Consider the following 15148-nt stretch of genomic DNA (forward strand, 5'->3'; position numbering starts at 1 on the left):
ATCCTCGCCGTCAATCCTCCTTCGATGCGTGAGCTTCCAGCTTAAACTGCATCAGCATGTCATTAACCCTTTTCAGCAGTGGCGGAAGGCCTTGCCCCGTGACGGACGAAATGGCAAAAAATTCCGGGTTGAGTTCACGCATTCGATCCCTGTAAAGCTCAAACCTTTCTTGCGCGTCAGGATGATCCACCTTGGTGGCCACAAGAATCTGGGGTTTGAGATAAAGGTCTGGACTGAAGCTTTTCAACTCCTTTTGAATGGCATGGTAATCTGCAACCGGGTCTCGGGAATGGATTTCGGAAAAATCGATAAGGTGCAGCAACAGGTGAGAGCGTTCAATATGTTTCAGAAAACGTATACCCAGCCCCTTGCCCGTATGGGCGCCTTCAATCAGACCAGGAATATCCGCCGCCACAAAGGAGCGGGAATCGTCGATCCGTACCACACCCAGTTGAGGAACCAGAGTGGTGAATGGGTAATTGGCTATTTTGGGCCGGGCCTTTGAAATTCGTGAAATCAATGTGGATTTCCCGGCATTTGGGAATCCAATAATTGCGACATCGGCTAGAAGTTTAAGTTCCAGGAAAAGTTTCCTTTGCGCTCCTGGCTCTCCCGTCGTGAAAGTTCGAGGCGCCCGGTTGATCGAGGATTTAAACCGGGTGTTGCCATGTCCACCCTTCCCTCCCGATACAACGGTAAACTGTTGCCACGGCTCTTTAAGATCAACCAGCAGGTTCCCGGTCTCCAGGTCTTTCACCAGAGTGCCAACAGGAACCCTTAGGACCAAATCCTTTCCACTTCGTCCCGTCATTTGCTTGCCTCGCCCAGCACGGCCGTTTTCAGCTTGATATAACCGCTGATAGCGCAGATCAATGAGTGTGGAAAGGTTGGGGTCTGCTTCCAGAACAATGTCGGCGCCTTTGCCCCCATCTCCGCCGTCGGGACCGCCAAGGGGAATAAACTTCTCTCGCCGGAAACTGCTGCATCCGTCCCCGCCGTTTCCGGCTTGAACGGAGATAGTTACTTGATCAACAAACATGAGGAATCTGCCAGGAAGGACCTCTCTCAAAGAGGTCTTAAAGGGTCGCGGGCATAATATGCGGGCAAAAAAACAGGCCTTAACTTATTCGCAAAGGCCTGGTCCTTAAATCAGCGCGGAAAATAAAAATTTCAGCTGGCGGTATGAACGCTGATTTTCTTCTTTTTACGATTCAGATATTCAAACTGAACCACTCCGGGAACTTTGGAGAACAGGGTATAATCACTGCCCACTCCGACATTCGTGCCGGGGTGAAAAGTTGTCCCCCGCTGGCGAACCAGAATTTCTCCTGCTTTCACCACTTGCCCGCCGTATCTTTTAACTCCCAGCCGTTTGCCAATACTATCCCGACCATTGGTCGTACTTCCTTGCCCTTTTTTATGTGCCATCGTTTTTCCTAATTTTTAGCAATATCGATAATTTTAAGTCTGGTATACAACTGTCGGTGACCGTTTTTATTGCGGTAACCTTTTCTTCGCTTTTTCTTGAAGACGATGATTTTCTTACCCTTCAATTGTTCATCCACTTCACAGATGACGGAACAACCCGTCAACAGTGGAGAACCTGTCTGCACGTCATCCCCTTCACCGATCATTAATACCTGATCCAGGGTCACCGTCTCGCCCAGTAGATGCTCAAGCTTTTCAACCTGAATGACATCACCTTTCGCAACTTTATACTGTTTTCCGCCTGTCGAAACCACTGCAAACATTTTTTAAACTCCCAAATTCTAATGAAATTTTCACCAATAATTTGACCTAAACAGGCCGCAATATAGAGGAGGGGGGGGATCATCGGGTGCAAAGTTAGGTATGTTAGTTAATTTCAGTGGCCTTGTCAAGAGAATCATCCACAATCATCCTAAAGAAGGTTTTCTTCCCCACCGCCCCTTGCTTGATTCCTGCCCCCAGCCACCTTCTCCCTCGTAGACTTTCACAACCATATTTCATAGATACTTGATTTTATTATTCAAAGTGATATAAAAAGAATGCCCTCCATCAACCTGGTTGTGTATTTAGCGGTATTTATGTCCCTTAAAGATAAAGAAAAATGGAATCGCAAATATCAGGCAACCGAATATACTTCGGGCCGGGAGCCCTGCCAGTGGCTGAGAGAGAATTCCGGGCTGTTGCCTGGGAAAGGCAAGGCGCTGGATATTGCTTCTGGAGAAGGCCGGAACGCGGTTTATGCCGCCTCTCTGGGATACGAGGTGCTGGGGCTCGATATTTCGGAGAAGGGGCTTCAAAATGCCCAGGACCTGGCCCACGAAAAAAATCTCCCCATCGACACCCTGGTCACGGATCTTGACGGCTTCGAGTTCGAGGAAAATGCATTTGATCTGGTCATGTGCTTTTACTTTCTGGACCGCAACCTGTTTCCAGGTATCCGCAAAACTCTCAAACCGGGAGGTCTGCTGATCTATGAAACATTCACACTGGATCATTTGAAATACACTGGCTTAAAAAGAGAATGGGTTTTGGAATACAATGAATTACTTAGAGAGTTTCAAACGTTTCGCGTCCTCGGGTATCGCGAAGTGGACCGGGATGAAAAAGGATTCGCGTCCCTCATCGCCTGTAAAATGGACTGATAACTAAATATGATTCAACATCTCTACATAAAAAATATGCGGCCATTTTGGGCGTTTCTAACTTTTCTTATGGCTCTCAGCTTATTCCTTGGATGCGGCACGACCAAAGAAAAAAAACTGGAGAGAGAAGGTCTCACCCTGATTTACCGCCCAAAACACCAGGCAGACGCTACAATCGAAAAGATGCACCTGAATCATCCGATAAAAATTTCGGAAGAAGAATTTCAAAACCATCTTTACTCCCTTCAATATGAAGAACTTTTTCTCCTGGGAAAAAATAAGTACGTCATTTCCCTTCAGGATGTGAGCAAAATCAGCAAAGATTTGACCAAGGCGGTCAATCACTTGACGCCCCAAAATATCCTTGTTTTCGAGTTGGACACCTCTCGGGGCACCACCCGAGGAGAAATTTTTGCAGCCGAAGGCAAAATCAATTTTCGTTTTGATACCATCAAGGGGGCCGCTTTTTCCAGCAATTCCCTTGCCAGAAGTACAGCCTCCGTGTGGCGGCTTGTTCCGGTGAAGGGACAAATACAAAAAACAACCAATAGAATTCTGGGATCGAGCACCTTGGGAAACTGGATCGTTGCTGATATGACACTGCCCGAGAAATCCCGAAGACTGTTGAAGGGCAAAAAGACCCAAAGCCAACCATCACAACCCTCCCCTTCCCCTCAGCCCGTGCCAAGCACCCCCCCAGGGAATAATGACCAGGAACTGGAGAAAAAACTAAAGTTCTTGAAAGATTTGCGGAGTAAGGACCTGATTGATGAAGAGGAGTATGAAAAAAAGAGAAAGGAACTTCTCGATAGTTTCCTTTAGGAGGAGACTTCTTTTCTTTGCTGTGCCTCGTTCGCTAGAATCTGATCGACTTTATCCATCAAGTCGTTTCTTTCCTGATTGGTCGCATCGATTCTCCGTTTCAATTGAACAATCTCAGCGTCTAGAAGATCTTCGCGGCGCACCTCGTCTTCCAGATGCCAGCAACGTATGTTTCTCATCGCCAACTCGCTGACCGCTAGGCCCAGCTCTTTGATGCTATCGCTCGGTTTGACATTTTTATTGGTGTAAAGTTTCACCTTTTCATCGCGAATTTTTACTTTGCCTTCCAGGGCGTCGGCGAAGAAGGCATTGATCTCACCCATGAGTTCCTGGCTTTGCTTCAAAACCAATTCGCGTTTGGTTTGCAATTCGTCCTTTTTAGAATCAGAATCGCTCATTGCCTCCAGAGCTTCGTCGAGATGCCAAAGGCGCAGGTTTTTTATCGAAAGTTTATCGACCAGACTTCCCAGTGTTTCCGCCATTTTATATTGTGTCTCCCATGATTAAAGCTAGCTTCCTGTTTTCTTCAACGTTTCCTGAGGCAATAAATTCCGTCGCGGACGGTCAACATAACCGCTTCGACGCGGGCATCCTGTCTGACCCGGTCATTAAACTGATGGATAGCCTTATCGCTTGCGTCCACTGGACTCAACACCCTGCCGCTCCACAAAACATTATCGACCACGATCAATCCGCCCGGCACGATCATGGGAAAGATCGCCTCGTAATAGTTCCAATAGTTTTCTTTATCGGCGTCGATAAAAGCCAGGTCGAAGGAACCGGAAAGGGTCTTTAACGACTCCAGAGCCGGACCTTCCAGCAGGGTGATTTTTTTTCCATGCTCGCTTTGGGAAAAAAACCGTTTCGCAAACGCGATCGCCGGAGGGTCGATATCACAAGTGAAAAGGTGTCCGTCTTCCGGGAGCGCCGCCGCCATAGAGAGGGAAGCGTAGCCGCCAAAGGTGCCAATCTCCAGAACCCGTTTGGCTTTGAGAAGATGGACCAGCATTTTTAAAAATTGACCCTCAATACGACCCGTGGTCATATGCGGAATTTCCAGCGTTTCGTAGGTTTCCTTCTCCAATTGCGCCAATAATTCCCCTTCATCCTGCGTATGCTCGTAGGCATAATTTTCTATTTTTTCATCAATGAAATCCATCAAGCTCCCCTCATCCTAAAGCCCGGTTTAATAGGCAACAATATTTTCATCCAGTTTTCTCCAGGCATACCAGGTTGCGACCGTTTCCAGGGGATTCCATTTCTTGCCGAGGGAACGGATTTTTTTAAGGGTCGGTTGGCTTTTCATACCATACAGAATTTTTACGGCGTTTTGCAGTCCTAAATCCGCAACCGGTAACACATCCATGCGGTTGAGGGAAAATATCAGAAACATTTCTGCCGTCCAGCGGCCAATGCCATGAACACCGGTCAAACTGAGAATAACGTCCTCGTTGCTGAGATGAGGCAGTCGATGCGGGCGGATGGATTTCTCAACGAAATGCCTGCTCAAATCTTTTAGATACGCCGCCTTTTGCCGGGACAAGCCGACACTGCGCAGATTGGGCTCCGGCATTGCAAATACGCTTTGAGGGGTCGGAGATTGTCCATCAAACAAACCATAAAAACGTACCGTGATCGAATGTGCCGCCTTGGTGGATATTTGCTGGGAAATAATCGCCTTGCAAAGGACCTGAAAGTATTTGCGGTTTTTCTTTAACTGAAAGGGTCCGATCTCCCGGATGAGTTCTGCCATAACGGGGTCCTTCCGGTCAAAATGATCCAGTATCTCTCTTAGGCTGGGAATATTTCCTTTCAACACTATGCTCTTCTCTCCATGGAGCTGCTTATCACCAATCCACCTGCAAGGCATGAAGATTTGGAAGATGGGGTGAGGTTTTGATCTTGGCGATGGCCTCCTGACTCAAGTGACTGCCATACACGTCCAGGGTTTTCAAATTGGACAAGGCTTTGCATCCAGCAAGGATATCCGCCGCCCGGTCATCCAGCCCGTTATAGGCAAGAGACAGCAGGGCAACGTTGGATAATGCATCGCCAGCACAAAGAGCCTCAAGACCTTCGATTCCCAGCCTGGTTTTCGCCAGGTAAAGCTCTTTAAGGTTTTTCATGGAAGAGGCCTGCCCCAAAGCCCGGCCCCCTTCCGGCCCCAGAGGATTGCCCTTGAGATAAAGAATTTCGACTCCGGCCAGAGCCTGAGAATTGGCCAAAGCCTTGAGTCCCGCAGCCCCTATGGGATTGCCCTGCAGATAAAGGGTTCGAAGACGCTTCAAATGGGGCGATCCGGCAAGGGCGATGGCTCCCCGATCGGTGATTTTATTGTATCCCAACGACAGGGACGCCAGCTTGAACAAACATGCGGCCTGGGCGAGGGCTTCCACTCCTTGATCTCCCAAACCATTCTTGTCCAGTTGCAGGACCTTGACTTTTCCTATCCGGGAATAGCCTAAAAGGTCTCCCAACTCCTCAAGGATAAGATCTTTATCGTTCAGGTCGAGTTTGAATTTAGGCTCTTCGCTTTCTTCCGCGTCGGAATGAATGTCGGCCTCCATGAGCACCATCGCCGTGTCATCTCCCGGCTCATCGGCTATCAGGCTCATGTTGTTGTAAATCAGGCTTTCAAATAACGGGCTTAACATTTTAATAAGATCTCAAAAAAATTGATACTTTTGCCTTTTACAATCGCCAACCCTTTAAAACAGAAGGCGGGCTCACAGCCCACGTTGAATTTATCGAAGCGCCCTTAAATCCAGTTTCTTTTTTGGAAAAATTTTATGATCTGCAAAACCGTTTCCACAGGTTTTTGCCGCGTCGTGTCACAAATCATATCGGCGGCGGCGAGGTACTTAGGTTCCCGTTCCGCCAGGATCATTTTTTGCTCTTCTTCAAAAGAAACACCTTCCTTAAGTGGAGGGCGATTGGAATCGTTTTTAATGCGCCTCAATATAACTTTTATATCAGCTTTTAAGAGCACGGCTTTCCCATGCTCTTTCAGGCAAATCATATTTTGATCGTCGAGAACCACGCCGCCGCCGCAATCAATCACGCTGTCCCGTTCTTCGTTTGCAATTTCATGAACAAGGCGGGATTCGATCTCCCTAAATTTGGGCCAGCCCTCTTGTTCTACGATTTTTGGGATGGACATTCCCGCAGACTGGGCAATCAATTCATCAATCCGAATGAGCTTTCTACTCAGTTTTTGGGCCAGGATTTTGGAAATGACGGATTTCCCCGTTCCTCGATACCCCAGTAGCACAATATTCATAGCAACCCATTTTTGCCAAACTACAAAACTCAGCACTTAAAAATATCCCTTAATGGCCTCGGAATCCCTTTAAGTCGAAATAAACTAAACCCTTTTTCTCAGCAGGTTAGAATATTATGGTAAGGGATGCAAACAAAACATGGATCCCCCGGAAGCCCTGATTTTTTAAATAAAGCCCGGCATGAAAGTCATGCTACAATCTGAAGACCCTTATGGAGATGGCTTTAAATCCTTTCATGATCAACCCTTTCTGGAAAGGTTCCTGATGTGAAAAACCTAATTGCTGCTACCCTGTTGATGGTGGGAATGATTTTTTTCAGTTTGAACGAAGTCCGAGCTGAAGACGATCCTGATGTTGCCAAGCAAAAAGCGCTGTGTGAGAAGGGCAACGGCACTTCCTGTTTCAAAATTGGCGAAAGATATCGAGTCGTGGAAATCGATAATAAATCCGCCACTGTATATCACTTGAAGGCTTGTGACCACGGCTACATTACGGGATGCACTCATGCCGGAATTTTGATTCAAATGACCGGGAAGCAATACAGCCCGGAATGGAAACAAGCGGCAACACTGTTCACAAAGGGGTGTGATGTGAACTCCGACAAAGCCTGCTTCAATCTGGGTCAATTAAAATACAAGGAAGGTCGGCAAAAGGCCGCCTTGAAGTATTGGGGGAAAGCCTGTGATTTGGGAAACCAGATTGCCTGTGCAAATAATAAAAGACTAAAAGATTGATTCTTCCGCTAAAGGCAAAATGACAAAACCAACCAACTGGGAAGCCCTGGTTAATGACGGGGAAAATTACGGCGATTCAGGTGAGAACCTCTCGCCACAGGAAAAAATCATTTTTGAATCCATTAAGGATCAAACCGTTCTGAAAATTCAGGACAGTTATGCTTTTTCCAAAAAGGGACAGGTGACCGCCGATCACGGGAAAGAGCTGGCGACCCTTATCGCAGGTTTTGAGCCGGCAAAAAATATCGCGACCCTGATTTTAACGCATAACCATCTCGGTCCCGAAGGCGCCAGAATTCTGTCCGAGTCGTCCATCCTGCCCAAAGTAACTTATCTGCATTTGGGGTCCAATCATTTGGGTGATGAGGGGGTCAAATATATCACCCAGGCGGAAATTTTTTCAGAGGTAAAAACTCTCAACCTGGAATGCAACGGCATCACCGCCGAAGGAGCCAAGGCGCTGGCCGCATCTCCCGTATTCACCAAGCTGACGTCGCTCAACCTTGTGGACAACCGCATCGGCGACGAAGGCGCACTGGCCCTCGCCAATTCGGACTCCCTGACCCAACTGACTTATCTCCACCTGGGAGGCAACCGGATAAAATCCGAAGAAGCAAAACAAGCGTTGAAAGAATCCTCAAAACTCACGCAGCTAAAAACGTTAAAAGTTTTTTAACCGCGAAGCCTTATATTATGGATCTTCCGGACGGAGTAATTCCGGGCGGGAATAGTTGACCAGATCAGGCGTGGTTTCCACCCCTTCCTGCAGCATCAGGACTTTTAAATTTATCAGAGTTTTAGTTTCGGAAATGGCTTTAGCGCCGTCGGGACCAAAATAGTTACGCCCCATGTAAAGATGCGTCAGGCCAGTCAGAGTGGTCGATTCCCCAAGGGCCTTCGCCCCCTCGTCGCCAATCAGATTTTGTGAAAGCCTGAAAATGCGCAAGGAAGCCAGTTTGGGAGTGGTCGCAAGCTCCTTGATGGAATCGTCCTTCAACTTATTGGCCGACAGATTGAGTTCTTCCAACTGCTCTATGACTCTCCCCTTTAGCAACTCCTGAACTCCGTCGCCGTCAATGTAGCCCCGTTCCAACTCCAGTTTTTTGAGGCTGGTCATATGCTCCGTTTCCCCAAGCGCCTTGACGGTTCCGTTGCCAATTTCATTCCACCCCACATCCAGAGATTCCAATCCATCAAAATTTGGAGATTTGACCATTTCTGCAACGGAAGCATCGGTCAATTTATTATCGGAAAGAATCAAACTTTTCAGGTTTTTCAAAGCCAGGGACGACGAGGCCGCCGCGTCCAGAATTCCCTGGTCGGTGATGAAATTAACCCCCAGGTGCAACTCTTCGACTGCCGCCAGGTTTTCCGATTCCAACAGAGATTTTAACCCGGCATCGTTGATCTGGTTATCGGACAAGTCCAGAATTTTGACTGCTTTCACCTGGTCTGACCGGGAGATAATAGCCGCTTCATCAGCGCCCAGGTACTTCCCTGATAGTTTCAATACTGAAGACTCATTTTGCAGGCAGGCCCCGATCACCGCTTCAAGCTTGACGGTTTTCTCTTCCAGGGTCGGCTCATCTTCATGATACTCAGCATCTCCGCCTCGAATAATACCCATTCACAACTCCTGATATTAAGATGAAATTTTATTAAAAGAATTTAATCACTGATTAACCGGCTTTTAATATTATTTTTTTAAAATATCCACATTTTAAACAATCGATTACACAGGAGGATACTTTGCTATGGTCATGTTCAAAACTCTGGATATACGCGGTCTCTCCTTTTTTAATGCCTTTCAGGAAGCATCCAAGGCTTTTTCTGGAATAAAAAAGAACGGAGCTTTGGAAATTATTTCGGACCGCAAAAAAAATTTTACGGATGCATTTAAAACCTGGGCAAAATCCAAGGGTTATAAAATATCCGATATTGACGACGGCCATCAAATGGTTCGTCTGTTCATAAAAAATGTACAACCCAATATCGTGAAGAAGTGATCCCGTTTTTCTTAAATTCATTCAGGCACGGGTAGCTCTAATCGACGTTCCCGGTGATTTGATTCCGACCGGCTCCCTTTAACGGGAGTCGGCGAGTCCTATTGCCTGTTTCGGCTTAATCGGACCCAGTGCTGACAAATTATCAGACCTCCGTCCCGGTCTCCCTGTTTTTTTCATAAATAATTCTTAATCCTTCCAGGGTGAGGAAGGGATCAATGACATCAATCGTATCCGTTTGTGAGGCGATCCAATCCACAATCCCCCCGGTCCCGATCACCTTGGCCTTTGCCCCCAGTTCTCCTCGAATTTTTGCAACGATTGCATCGATCATCCCGGCAAACCCGTGCACAGCTCCCGACTGAATACTTTCCATGGTGGATCGTCCAATCACCCGTTCCGGCACCACCAGTTCCACTCTTGGAAGTTTGGCGGCGTTATTAAACAAGGCATCCATTGCGATCTGCACACCGGGAAAAATGACTCCACCCAGGTATTCACCCTTCTTGGAAACGGCGTCAAAGGTTGTGGCGGTGCCGAAATCAATGATGATGATGGGGCCTCCGTATTTCTCAAAAGCCGCTACCGCGTTGACAATCCGGTCCGCCCCAACTTCTGTGGGGTTTCTATACAGGATGGATATTCCCGTTTTTACTCCCGGACCTACAAAAAGCGGTTCGCAGGAAAAATACTTGCGGGCCATCTCCTTGAGAATGGGCGCAAGCCGGGGAACCACACAGGCGATAACAATATCGTCGATGGTTTCCGCCTCTACCTTGTTCAGCACGATAAATTCTTTAATCAACACCCAGTATTCGTCGGCGGTCCGGTTCCACTCCGTGCGAATCCGCCAATGGGTCAGTAATTTTGTCTTCGAAAACAACCCAATCACGTTATGGGAATTGCCAACATCAATCACCAGAACCATAGGAACTCCATTAATTCAATACAGTTATCCTGCAGCCAGCCACAGCCATTATTCTTCAGGGTGGATTGCGACCAAACTATCAGACCCCTGAGTGGTTCGCAACGTGGAAATCATATGCCTTTACGAATATCGGAAGACACCGTTCTATTAATCAATCTTCAATTAATAAGCTGGAATCTTGTCTGCCCATGAAATATGATGATCTGTTCGCAAAATGTATTATTTCCAGGGCGCATGAACTACAACTTTTTTGACAAGGTGACTCATGGTGGAAGATCAATTTCATATTGAAATGGAAGAAATATCAGAATTTTCTGTCGAAAGGTCCGCAGATGATTCCTTTTGGGAAGAAATCAGCCATGAAGAAATTCTCGGCCAAGTGCTGGCCAATCTGCCTGAGGAAAAAATCAAACGATTTTTTGGAGTGGTGCGAAACGGGGGCGCATTTAAGCTGGGAGACTATTTTTACCGTATCAAAGCGGGTTGACGCGATCCTCATGAATGATGAATTAACGTAAAGAAGGATCATCCATTTTACATGGGAGATTTGAGCCACACCTCCTCATCCGAGGATTCACTCTTCCCACCGTATTCTCTAATCTTTATTTCTCACCTTCAGGGCCGACTTGCGCGGAACAGGGCATGATGAGCTCAAGGGATTGTGGCGCAGATGTGATGGTCAGCGGCAAAGTCTCAAAATGATCACCGTCCATCTGCGTGGGTTCCTCTTTTGAAGCTGTTATGCTGACGTTGTTCACCGGGGCTACCTGTTTCCAGGCGGATTTAGTTTTTCGATTCAGCCCCATCTCCACCAAGCCGCAGATAAGAGCCCATCGAGTTTTACCGGATACCAGTGAAACTTCAAAGCCCGGAGATTCCAGATCGGTTTCAGAAGCCAGTAAAAATTTTCCGCCATAAAAAGAACTATTCGAAACCACCGCCCAGGACGCCGGGTACTGAGCCCCATCCACATCGACGACCAGTTCGGCTGGGCAATTTAATAAAATTTCCTTCAGCCCACTAACCACATAGGCCATCTGCCCGAGGAACTTTTTCAGTTTTGAAGAAACTCCGGCGACCACCCGCCCATCAAACCCGGCACCCACCATTAAAAGGAAAGCCCGGCCATTGGCGATGCCCACATTCACCGATCGTGCGGGACCAAAAATAATAGTCCGCGCCACCTGCTCAGGGTCTTTTAAAAGCCCCAGTTCCAGAGCCAGGACGTTGACCGTTCCCAATGGGATGATGCCCAACGGCAGGTTCGTCCCCAGCAAACCGTTCACCACTTCATTGATTGTGCCATCTCCGCCCGCCGCCACCACCGCATCATAGGAATTTTCAAGCCCTTTCCCGCGCACAGCTTTTTCGGCATCGCCAGGCCCCCGGGTTTCGTGGAGGTCGAATTGCAAACCATGCACTGTCAGCCTCTGCAAAGTTTGCTCCAGCATGGATGATCGAGCCCCTGCAATGGGATTGTATACAATCAGCGCCCGCTTTCGCGGCACCTCTTTTTGTTCAGCTTTAGGAATAAAACACCTCCTCACTCATTGCCATCCCGGGGAACCGTTTGAAAAGGATAATTTCAGACAAGGGATATTTCTCATCCAGCTACCGGTCTCATCTCCCCTTCAGCAAGCCCACAAAAGCTCTCAGGGGGGGGGATAAAATTTGGGCGACAAAACTATCAATTATTTCACGAAGGCTTCTTGGCCTCAAGCGGCATTTTAAAATATGAGGGTAAAGAAATTGACAGAAAAGTAATTTGACGATAAATTGTTCTCAATTCCTCATTCATACACAAGGTCTGCCAGGTAATTTCAACCTTCTTTTCCCTTTTAGGGCGATGAGAAATTCACATGGATTTGAATTCCCAGCAAAATTTTTTTCTCAACAATTTTGGCTCCGCCTTTACATTTCTGGATACCGCCGTGCAAGTTATCTCTTTTGTCATTATAGTTATTCTGCTTCCGATTCTTTTATACTCTTGTCAAAAAAATATCCTGCGGTGCTATCAGGAACTCAAAAGGCAAAACCATCATTTGCAAACCCAGAGCCAATGCCTTGATGAGATGAACCGATGGATGCAATATATTGTCGACAAAAATATCCATAATGAAAAAGTTTCATCTCCCGAAAAGCCGGTTAGTCAACAAAAAAAGCAGCCGCGCACGCCCGAGCCACCAGATGACGAGTCACTCTCTCTCCCACTCATTTCTCCTTACAAAAAGGTCATCTGAAAAATACCCTCCTCCGTACCAACTTTCATCATTGATACAAACCTTTAAGTACCTTTAAATCTTTATTGAGGAGATACCCTCAATAATGACCCTGCCAATCATTTTCCCATCGACAGAGGGGGCATTGGCTCGAAGATATTCTTTTACTTTCATAACAGCATATCTATCATCTATGGCTTTCATAAAAATATTGAAATCTTCATCCATTTTGGGATCATCGTTTTTAATTCGCCCCCGGACCTTAAAAAAGGATTCTTTGATCATTTTATGTTCTCTGCTTTTTAGCGAGTATTTGTGGGAAATTGTTTTTTCAGAGTGCCTTTAAAAATTTATCCTGAATGGAGAAGAGCCAACCAAAAAAAGAGGGGTGCCGATTGTAATAACCTGAAAATATTAATTTTAAAGGCATCCTAAAAACTTTATTGGTTTTAATAGGTAAAAATCAATAAAATTGTTAGTATTCTATTTCCGTTGCAGAAAAAGAACCCCTATTTATACAGGAATATATCTATGCTTGCAGATTGGATATTAAAGCGAATAGAGGTGGAAAAATCCAAAAACAACCTCAAGGGGGCAGATCTCAGCGATGCGAAACTGATGCAGGCAAAGCTCAGTGACGCTAATCTAAGGGATGCAGACCTCAGTGGGGCCTACTTCATTAAAGCGGATTTGGCAAATGCCGACCTTGGAAACTCCGACCTTTCCCGGGCCGTTCTCAGCGAGGCCAACTTAAAAGGAGCCAATCTTGGTGGCGCAAACCTCAAAGAGGCTTTCCTCAATGAGGCCGACCTGCAAGGAGCTGATCTGGAAGAAGCAGAATTAGAGGATACCGACTTGAGGGGAGCGGACCTACGACAGGTAAAAAATCTAACCTGCGAGCAAATTGAGTGGGCAGTTATTGATAAATCCACCCAGTTTCCTGAATACATTCAATTAGCCTGGACCGATGAAGACACTTTCAATTGCAATGACAACTGCTGAAATTTCGAAAAACCTGGCAACTCCCTGCTGGAATATTTACCCGTTTAGGGGTATGTTGTAGACTCAACCCCAAGGGACATTATTTAGAAATTAATTTTATCGGATGGATCGATACCATAAGCAATGAGGAATTATGTCTGATCAAGAAGTTACGGATAAAGAACGGGCGCAGACATCCAAAAAAGATCTTCAGGGAGCTGATTTCAGCGGCGGGGATCTTGTCCAGGCCGACCTGCGTCGAGGAAATCTAGCGAATGCGGACCTCAGTCGGGCCGATCTCACTGAAGCCCGGCTCAATCACGCCAACCTCAGTGGAGCCAATCTCAGCAAGGCAAAACTGAATTTTGCCAACCTCAGTGAAGCCAACCTCAGTGAAGCCAACCTCAGTGAAGCGGATCTAAAAGAGGCTGACCTAAGCTACGCCAAACTGAACCATGCGGATCTGACTTCAACAAAAATGGACGGAACCAACTTGTCCGGTGCCGACCTTAAAGATTCCATCAACCTTTCCTGTCAACAAATTGAATCGGCAATCATCGATAAAAAAACCAAGTTCCCCGATTACTTACAAGTCACCTGGACCTATGTGGGACGATACGGTGCCAATTTTCATTGCAAGCTAAGTTCACCGAAACAAACGGAAAGTAAAAAGAAAAAGGCTAATTTTCACGACAGTAAATTGTATCAACAAGGGTAAGAGCGGCAGGATCAATAAACTTCGGGACTTTTTCGAGTCGTAGGACGAGGAATAATATCCAATAAAATAAAAATAAGGTATGTCCTTGACAAGGGTATTTCGCAAGAGAATTTTTTCTCCAGACGATCTTAAAGAAGCGGATCTTCATGGCAGGGATCTCACTTCAATGAATCTGATCCGGGCGGATTTGAGGGGAAAGAATCTCTGCAAAACAAAGTTAAAAGGCGTTAATCTCATTGATGCTGATTTAAGCGGCGCCAACTTGAGCGAGGCAAATCTCATTCGCGCGGTCCTCATAGGCGCCAACCTCACCAACGCCAGCCTCATTCAGTCCAACCTGATCGCCGCCAACCTGCTGAGAGCCAACCTCAGCGATGCAAAATTGTTTAAAGCCGACCTCCTTAGGGCCAACCTAATGAGCGCCAATTTGAAAAATGCCAACCTCAGCGGCGCCGATTTAATGGAAGCCAATTTGGGCGGTGCTGACTTTACAGGCACCATCCTTAGCGGAGCAAATCTCACGGGAGCCAACCTCCGATTTGCAACCAACCTTTCGCTGCAAGAAGTCGAATCCGCCGTTTTTAACAAGACAACACAATTTCCCGATTCCATTCCAATACTCTGGACCAGCGAATCCACCTATGAAATCGCAGACAGCCCTTCCCACTCTACAAAATAGTTGCCCCATAAAATTTGATAATTTGCGATTTTTCAGCCACTAACAGGTTGCTGAAAAAGAGAAAAATCCGCCAGCGAGTTAAGCTTTACAGGTTTTTGCTTTTAAGTGGCACAGCCTTTCCAGGCTGTGCGCACAGGCTAGAAAGGCGGAATT

Annotated in this window: 22 protein-coding genes; 10 read left to right on the top strand and 12 right to left on the bottom strand. The window is 46.7% G+C overall.

Annotated features, from left to right (window positions below; translation table 11 throughout):
• Window positions 1-10: 10 nt before the first annotated feature.
• The 3 genes from obgE to rplU form a co-directional block, all read right to left on the bottom strand.
• On the bottom strand, window positions 11-1039 hold the full coding sequence (gene obgE, locus O3C58_11485; protein MDA0692475.1) for a GTPase ObgE: 1029 nt from the start codon (window positions 1037-1039) through the stop codon (window positions 11-13).
• A gap of 131 nt (window positions 1040-1170) precedes the next feature.
• Window positions 1171-1428 carry a 50S ribosomal protein L27 gene (gene rpmA, locus O3C58_11490; GenBank protein MDA0692476.1) on the bottom strand — a complete coding sequence of 86 codons (258 nt, stop codon included), beginning with the start codon at window positions 1426-1428 and terminating at the stop codon, window positions 1171-1173.
• 8 nt (window positions 1429-1436) lie between these two features.
• Entirely contained in the window at window positions 1437-1751 is a 315-nt protein-coding gene (rplU, locus tag O3C58_11495) for a 50S ribosomal protein L21 (protein MDA0692477.1), read from the bottom strand.
• A 276-nt stretch (window positions 1752-2027) separates the two neighbouring features.
• On the opposite strand from rplU, the gene O3C58_11500 reads away from it, so the two are divergent.
• Window positions 2028-2630 (top strand): class I SAM-dependent methyltransferase, encoded by a 603-nt coding sequence (locus tag O3C58_11500; protein ID MDA0692478.1) that lies wholly within the window; start codon window positions 2028-2030, stop codon window positions 2628-2630.
• A gap of 69 nt (window positions 2631-2699) precedes the next feature.
• Window positions 2700-3452 carry a hypothetical protein gene (locus O3C58_11505; protein ID MDA0692479.1) on the top strand — a complete coding sequence of 251 codons (753 nt, stop codon included), beginning with the start codon at window positions 2700-2702 and terminating at the stop codon, window positions 3450-3452.
• Here the strand turns inward: O3C58_11505 and O3C58_11510 are convergent.
• From O3C58_11510 to O3C58_11530, 5 genes are all read right to left on the bottom strand, one after another.
• Window positions 3449-3934 carry a DUF4254 domain-containing protein gene (locus O3C58_11510; GenBank protein MDA0692480.1) on the bottom strand — a complete coding sequence of 162 codons (486 nt, stop codon included), beginning with the start codon at window positions 3932-3934 and terminating at the stop codon, window positions 3449-3451. The two genes, O3C58_11505 and O3C58_11510, sit on opposite strands and share 4 nt — an antisense overlap.
• Before the next feature lie 44 nt (window positions 3935-3978).
• Window positions 3979-4611, bottom strand: a complete 633-nt coding sequence (locus O3C58_11515; GenBank protein ID MDA0692481.1) for a class I SAM-dependent methyltransferase — start codon at window positions 4609-4611, stop codon at window positions 3979-3981.
• Between the two features lie 27 nt (window positions 4612-4638).
• Window positions 4639-5205 carry a DNA-3-methyladenine glycosylase 2 family protein gene (locus tag O3C58_11520; GenBank protein MDA0692482.1) on the bottom strand — a complete coding sequence of 189 codons (567 nt, stop codon included), beginning with the start codon at window positions 5203-5205 and terminating at the stop codon, window positions 4639-4641.
• Window positions 5206-5299: 94 nt separating this feature from the next.
• A complete protein-coding gene (locus O3C58_11525) occupies window positions 5300-6106 on the bottom strand; it encodes a hypothetical protein (protein MDA0692483.1) in 807 nt (268 codons plus the stop codon).
• Between the two features lie 104 nt (window positions 6107-6210).
• A complete protein-coding gene (locus O3C58_11530; protein ID MDA0692484.1) occupies window positions 6211-6732 on the bottom strand; it encodes a shikimate kinase in 522 nt (173 codons plus the stop codon).
• A 267-nt stretch (window positions 6733-6999) separates the two neighbouring features.
• On the opposite strand from O3C58_11530, the gene O3C58_11535 reads away from it, so the two are divergent.
• Together O3C58_11535 and O3C58_11540 are read left to right on the top strand one after the other, a co-directional pair.
• Complete coding sequence (locus tag O3C58_11535; GenBank protein MDA0692485.1) at window positions 7000-7467, top strand: hypothetical protein; 468 nt, start codon at window positions 7000-7002, stop codon at window positions 7465-7467.
• 19 nt (window positions 7468-7486) lie between these two features.
• Window positions 7487-8143 (top strand): hypothetical protein, encoded by a 657-nt coding sequence (locus O3C58_11540; GenBank protein MDA0692486.1) that lies wholly within the window; start codon window positions 7487-7489, stop codon window positions 8141-8143.
• A 15-nt stretch (window positions 8144-8158) separates the two neighbouring features.
• On the opposite strand, the gene O3C58_11545 is transcribed toward O3C58_11540, so the two are convergent.
• Window positions 8159-9094 (bottom strand): hypothetical protein, encoded by a 936-nt coding sequence (locus tag O3C58_11545; protein ID MDA0692487.1) that lies wholly within the window; start codon window positions 9092-9094, stop codon window positions 8159-8161.
• A gap of 127 nt (window positions 9095-9221) precedes the next feature.
• Here O3C58_11545 and O3C58_11550 point away from each other — a divergent pair, with 127 nt between their 5' ends.
• Window positions 9222-9473, top strand: coding sequence for a hypothetical protein (locus tag O3C58_11550; GenBank protein ID MDA0692488.1), 252 nt, complete (start codon window positions 9222-9224; stop codon window positions 9471-9473).
• A gap of 142 nt (window positions 9474-9615) precedes the next feature.
• On the opposite strand, the gene O3C58_11555 is transcribed toward O3C58_11550, so the two are convergent.
• Window positions 9616-10398 carry a type III pantothenate kinase gene (locus tag O3C58_11555; GenBank protein ID MDA0692489.1) on the bottom strand — a complete coding sequence of 261 codons (783 nt, stop codon included), beginning with the start codon at window positions 10396-10398 and terminating at the stop codon, window positions 9616-9618.
• 265 nt (window positions 10399-10663) lie between these two features.
• On the opposite strand from O3C58_11555, the gene O3C58_11560 reads away from it, so the two are divergent.
• Complete coding sequence (locus tag O3C58_11560) at window positions 10664-10885, top strand: hypothetical protein (GenBank protein ID MDA0692490.1); 222 nt, start codon at window positions 10664-10666, stop codon at window positions 10883-10885.
• A 115-nt stretch (window positions 10886-11000) separates the two neighbouring features.
• Here O3C58_11560 and O3C58_11565 read toward each other — a convergent pair whose 3' ends face one another.
• Complete coding sequence (locus O3C58_11565) at window positions 11001-11906, bottom strand: diacylglycerol kinase family lipid kinase (GenBank protein MDA0692491.1); 906 nt, start codon at window positions 11904-11906, stop codon at window positions 11001-11003.
• 351 nt (window positions 11907-12257) lie between these two features.
• On the opposite strand from O3C58_11565, the gene O3C58_11570 reads away from it, so the two are divergent.
• A complete protein-coding gene (locus O3C58_11570) occupies window positions 12258-12638 on the top strand; it encodes a hypothetical protein (protein MDA0692492.1) in 381 nt (126 codons plus the stop codon).
• Between the two features lie 54 nt (window positions 12639-12692).
• Here O3C58_11570 and O3C58_11575 read toward each other — a convergent pair whose 3' ends face one another.
• The gene (locus O3C58_11575) at window positions 12693-12902 is read right to left on the bottom strand and encodes a hypothetical protein (GenBank protein ID MDA0692493.1); all 210 of its coding nucleotides are present in this window, start codon (window positions 12900-12902) and stop codon (window positions 12693-12695) included.
• A 246-nt stretch (window positions 12903-13148) separates the two neighbouring features.
• On the opposite strand from O3C58_11575, the gene O3C58_11580 reads away from it, so the two are divergent.
• From O3C58_11580 to O3C58_11590, 3 genes are all read left to right on the top strand, one after another.
• Window positions 13149-13619, top strand: coding sequence for a pentapeptide repeat-containing protein (locus O3C58_11580; protein MDA0692494.1), 471 nt, complete (start codon window positions 13149-13151; stop codon window positions 13617-13619).
• 133 nt (window positions 13620-13752) lie between these two features.
• Window positions 13753-14316, top strand: a complete 564-nt coding sequence (locus O3C58_11585; GenBank protein ID MDA0692495.1) for a pentapeptide repeat-containing protein — start codon at window positions 13753-13755, stop codon at window positions 14314-14316.
• Between the two features lie 79 nt (window positions 14317-14395).
• Complete coding sequence (locus tag O3C58_11590; protein MDA0692496.1) at window positions 14396-14995, top strand: pentapeptide repeat-containing protein; 600 nt, start codon at window positions 14396-14398, stop codon at window positions 14993-14995.
• The last annotated feature ends 153 nt before the right edge of the window (window positions 14996-15148 follow it).

The organism is Nitrospinota bacterium (assembly GCA_027619975.1).
Classification (GTDB): domain Bacteria; phylum Nitrospinota; class Nitrospinia; order Nitrospinales; family VA-1; genus JADFGI01.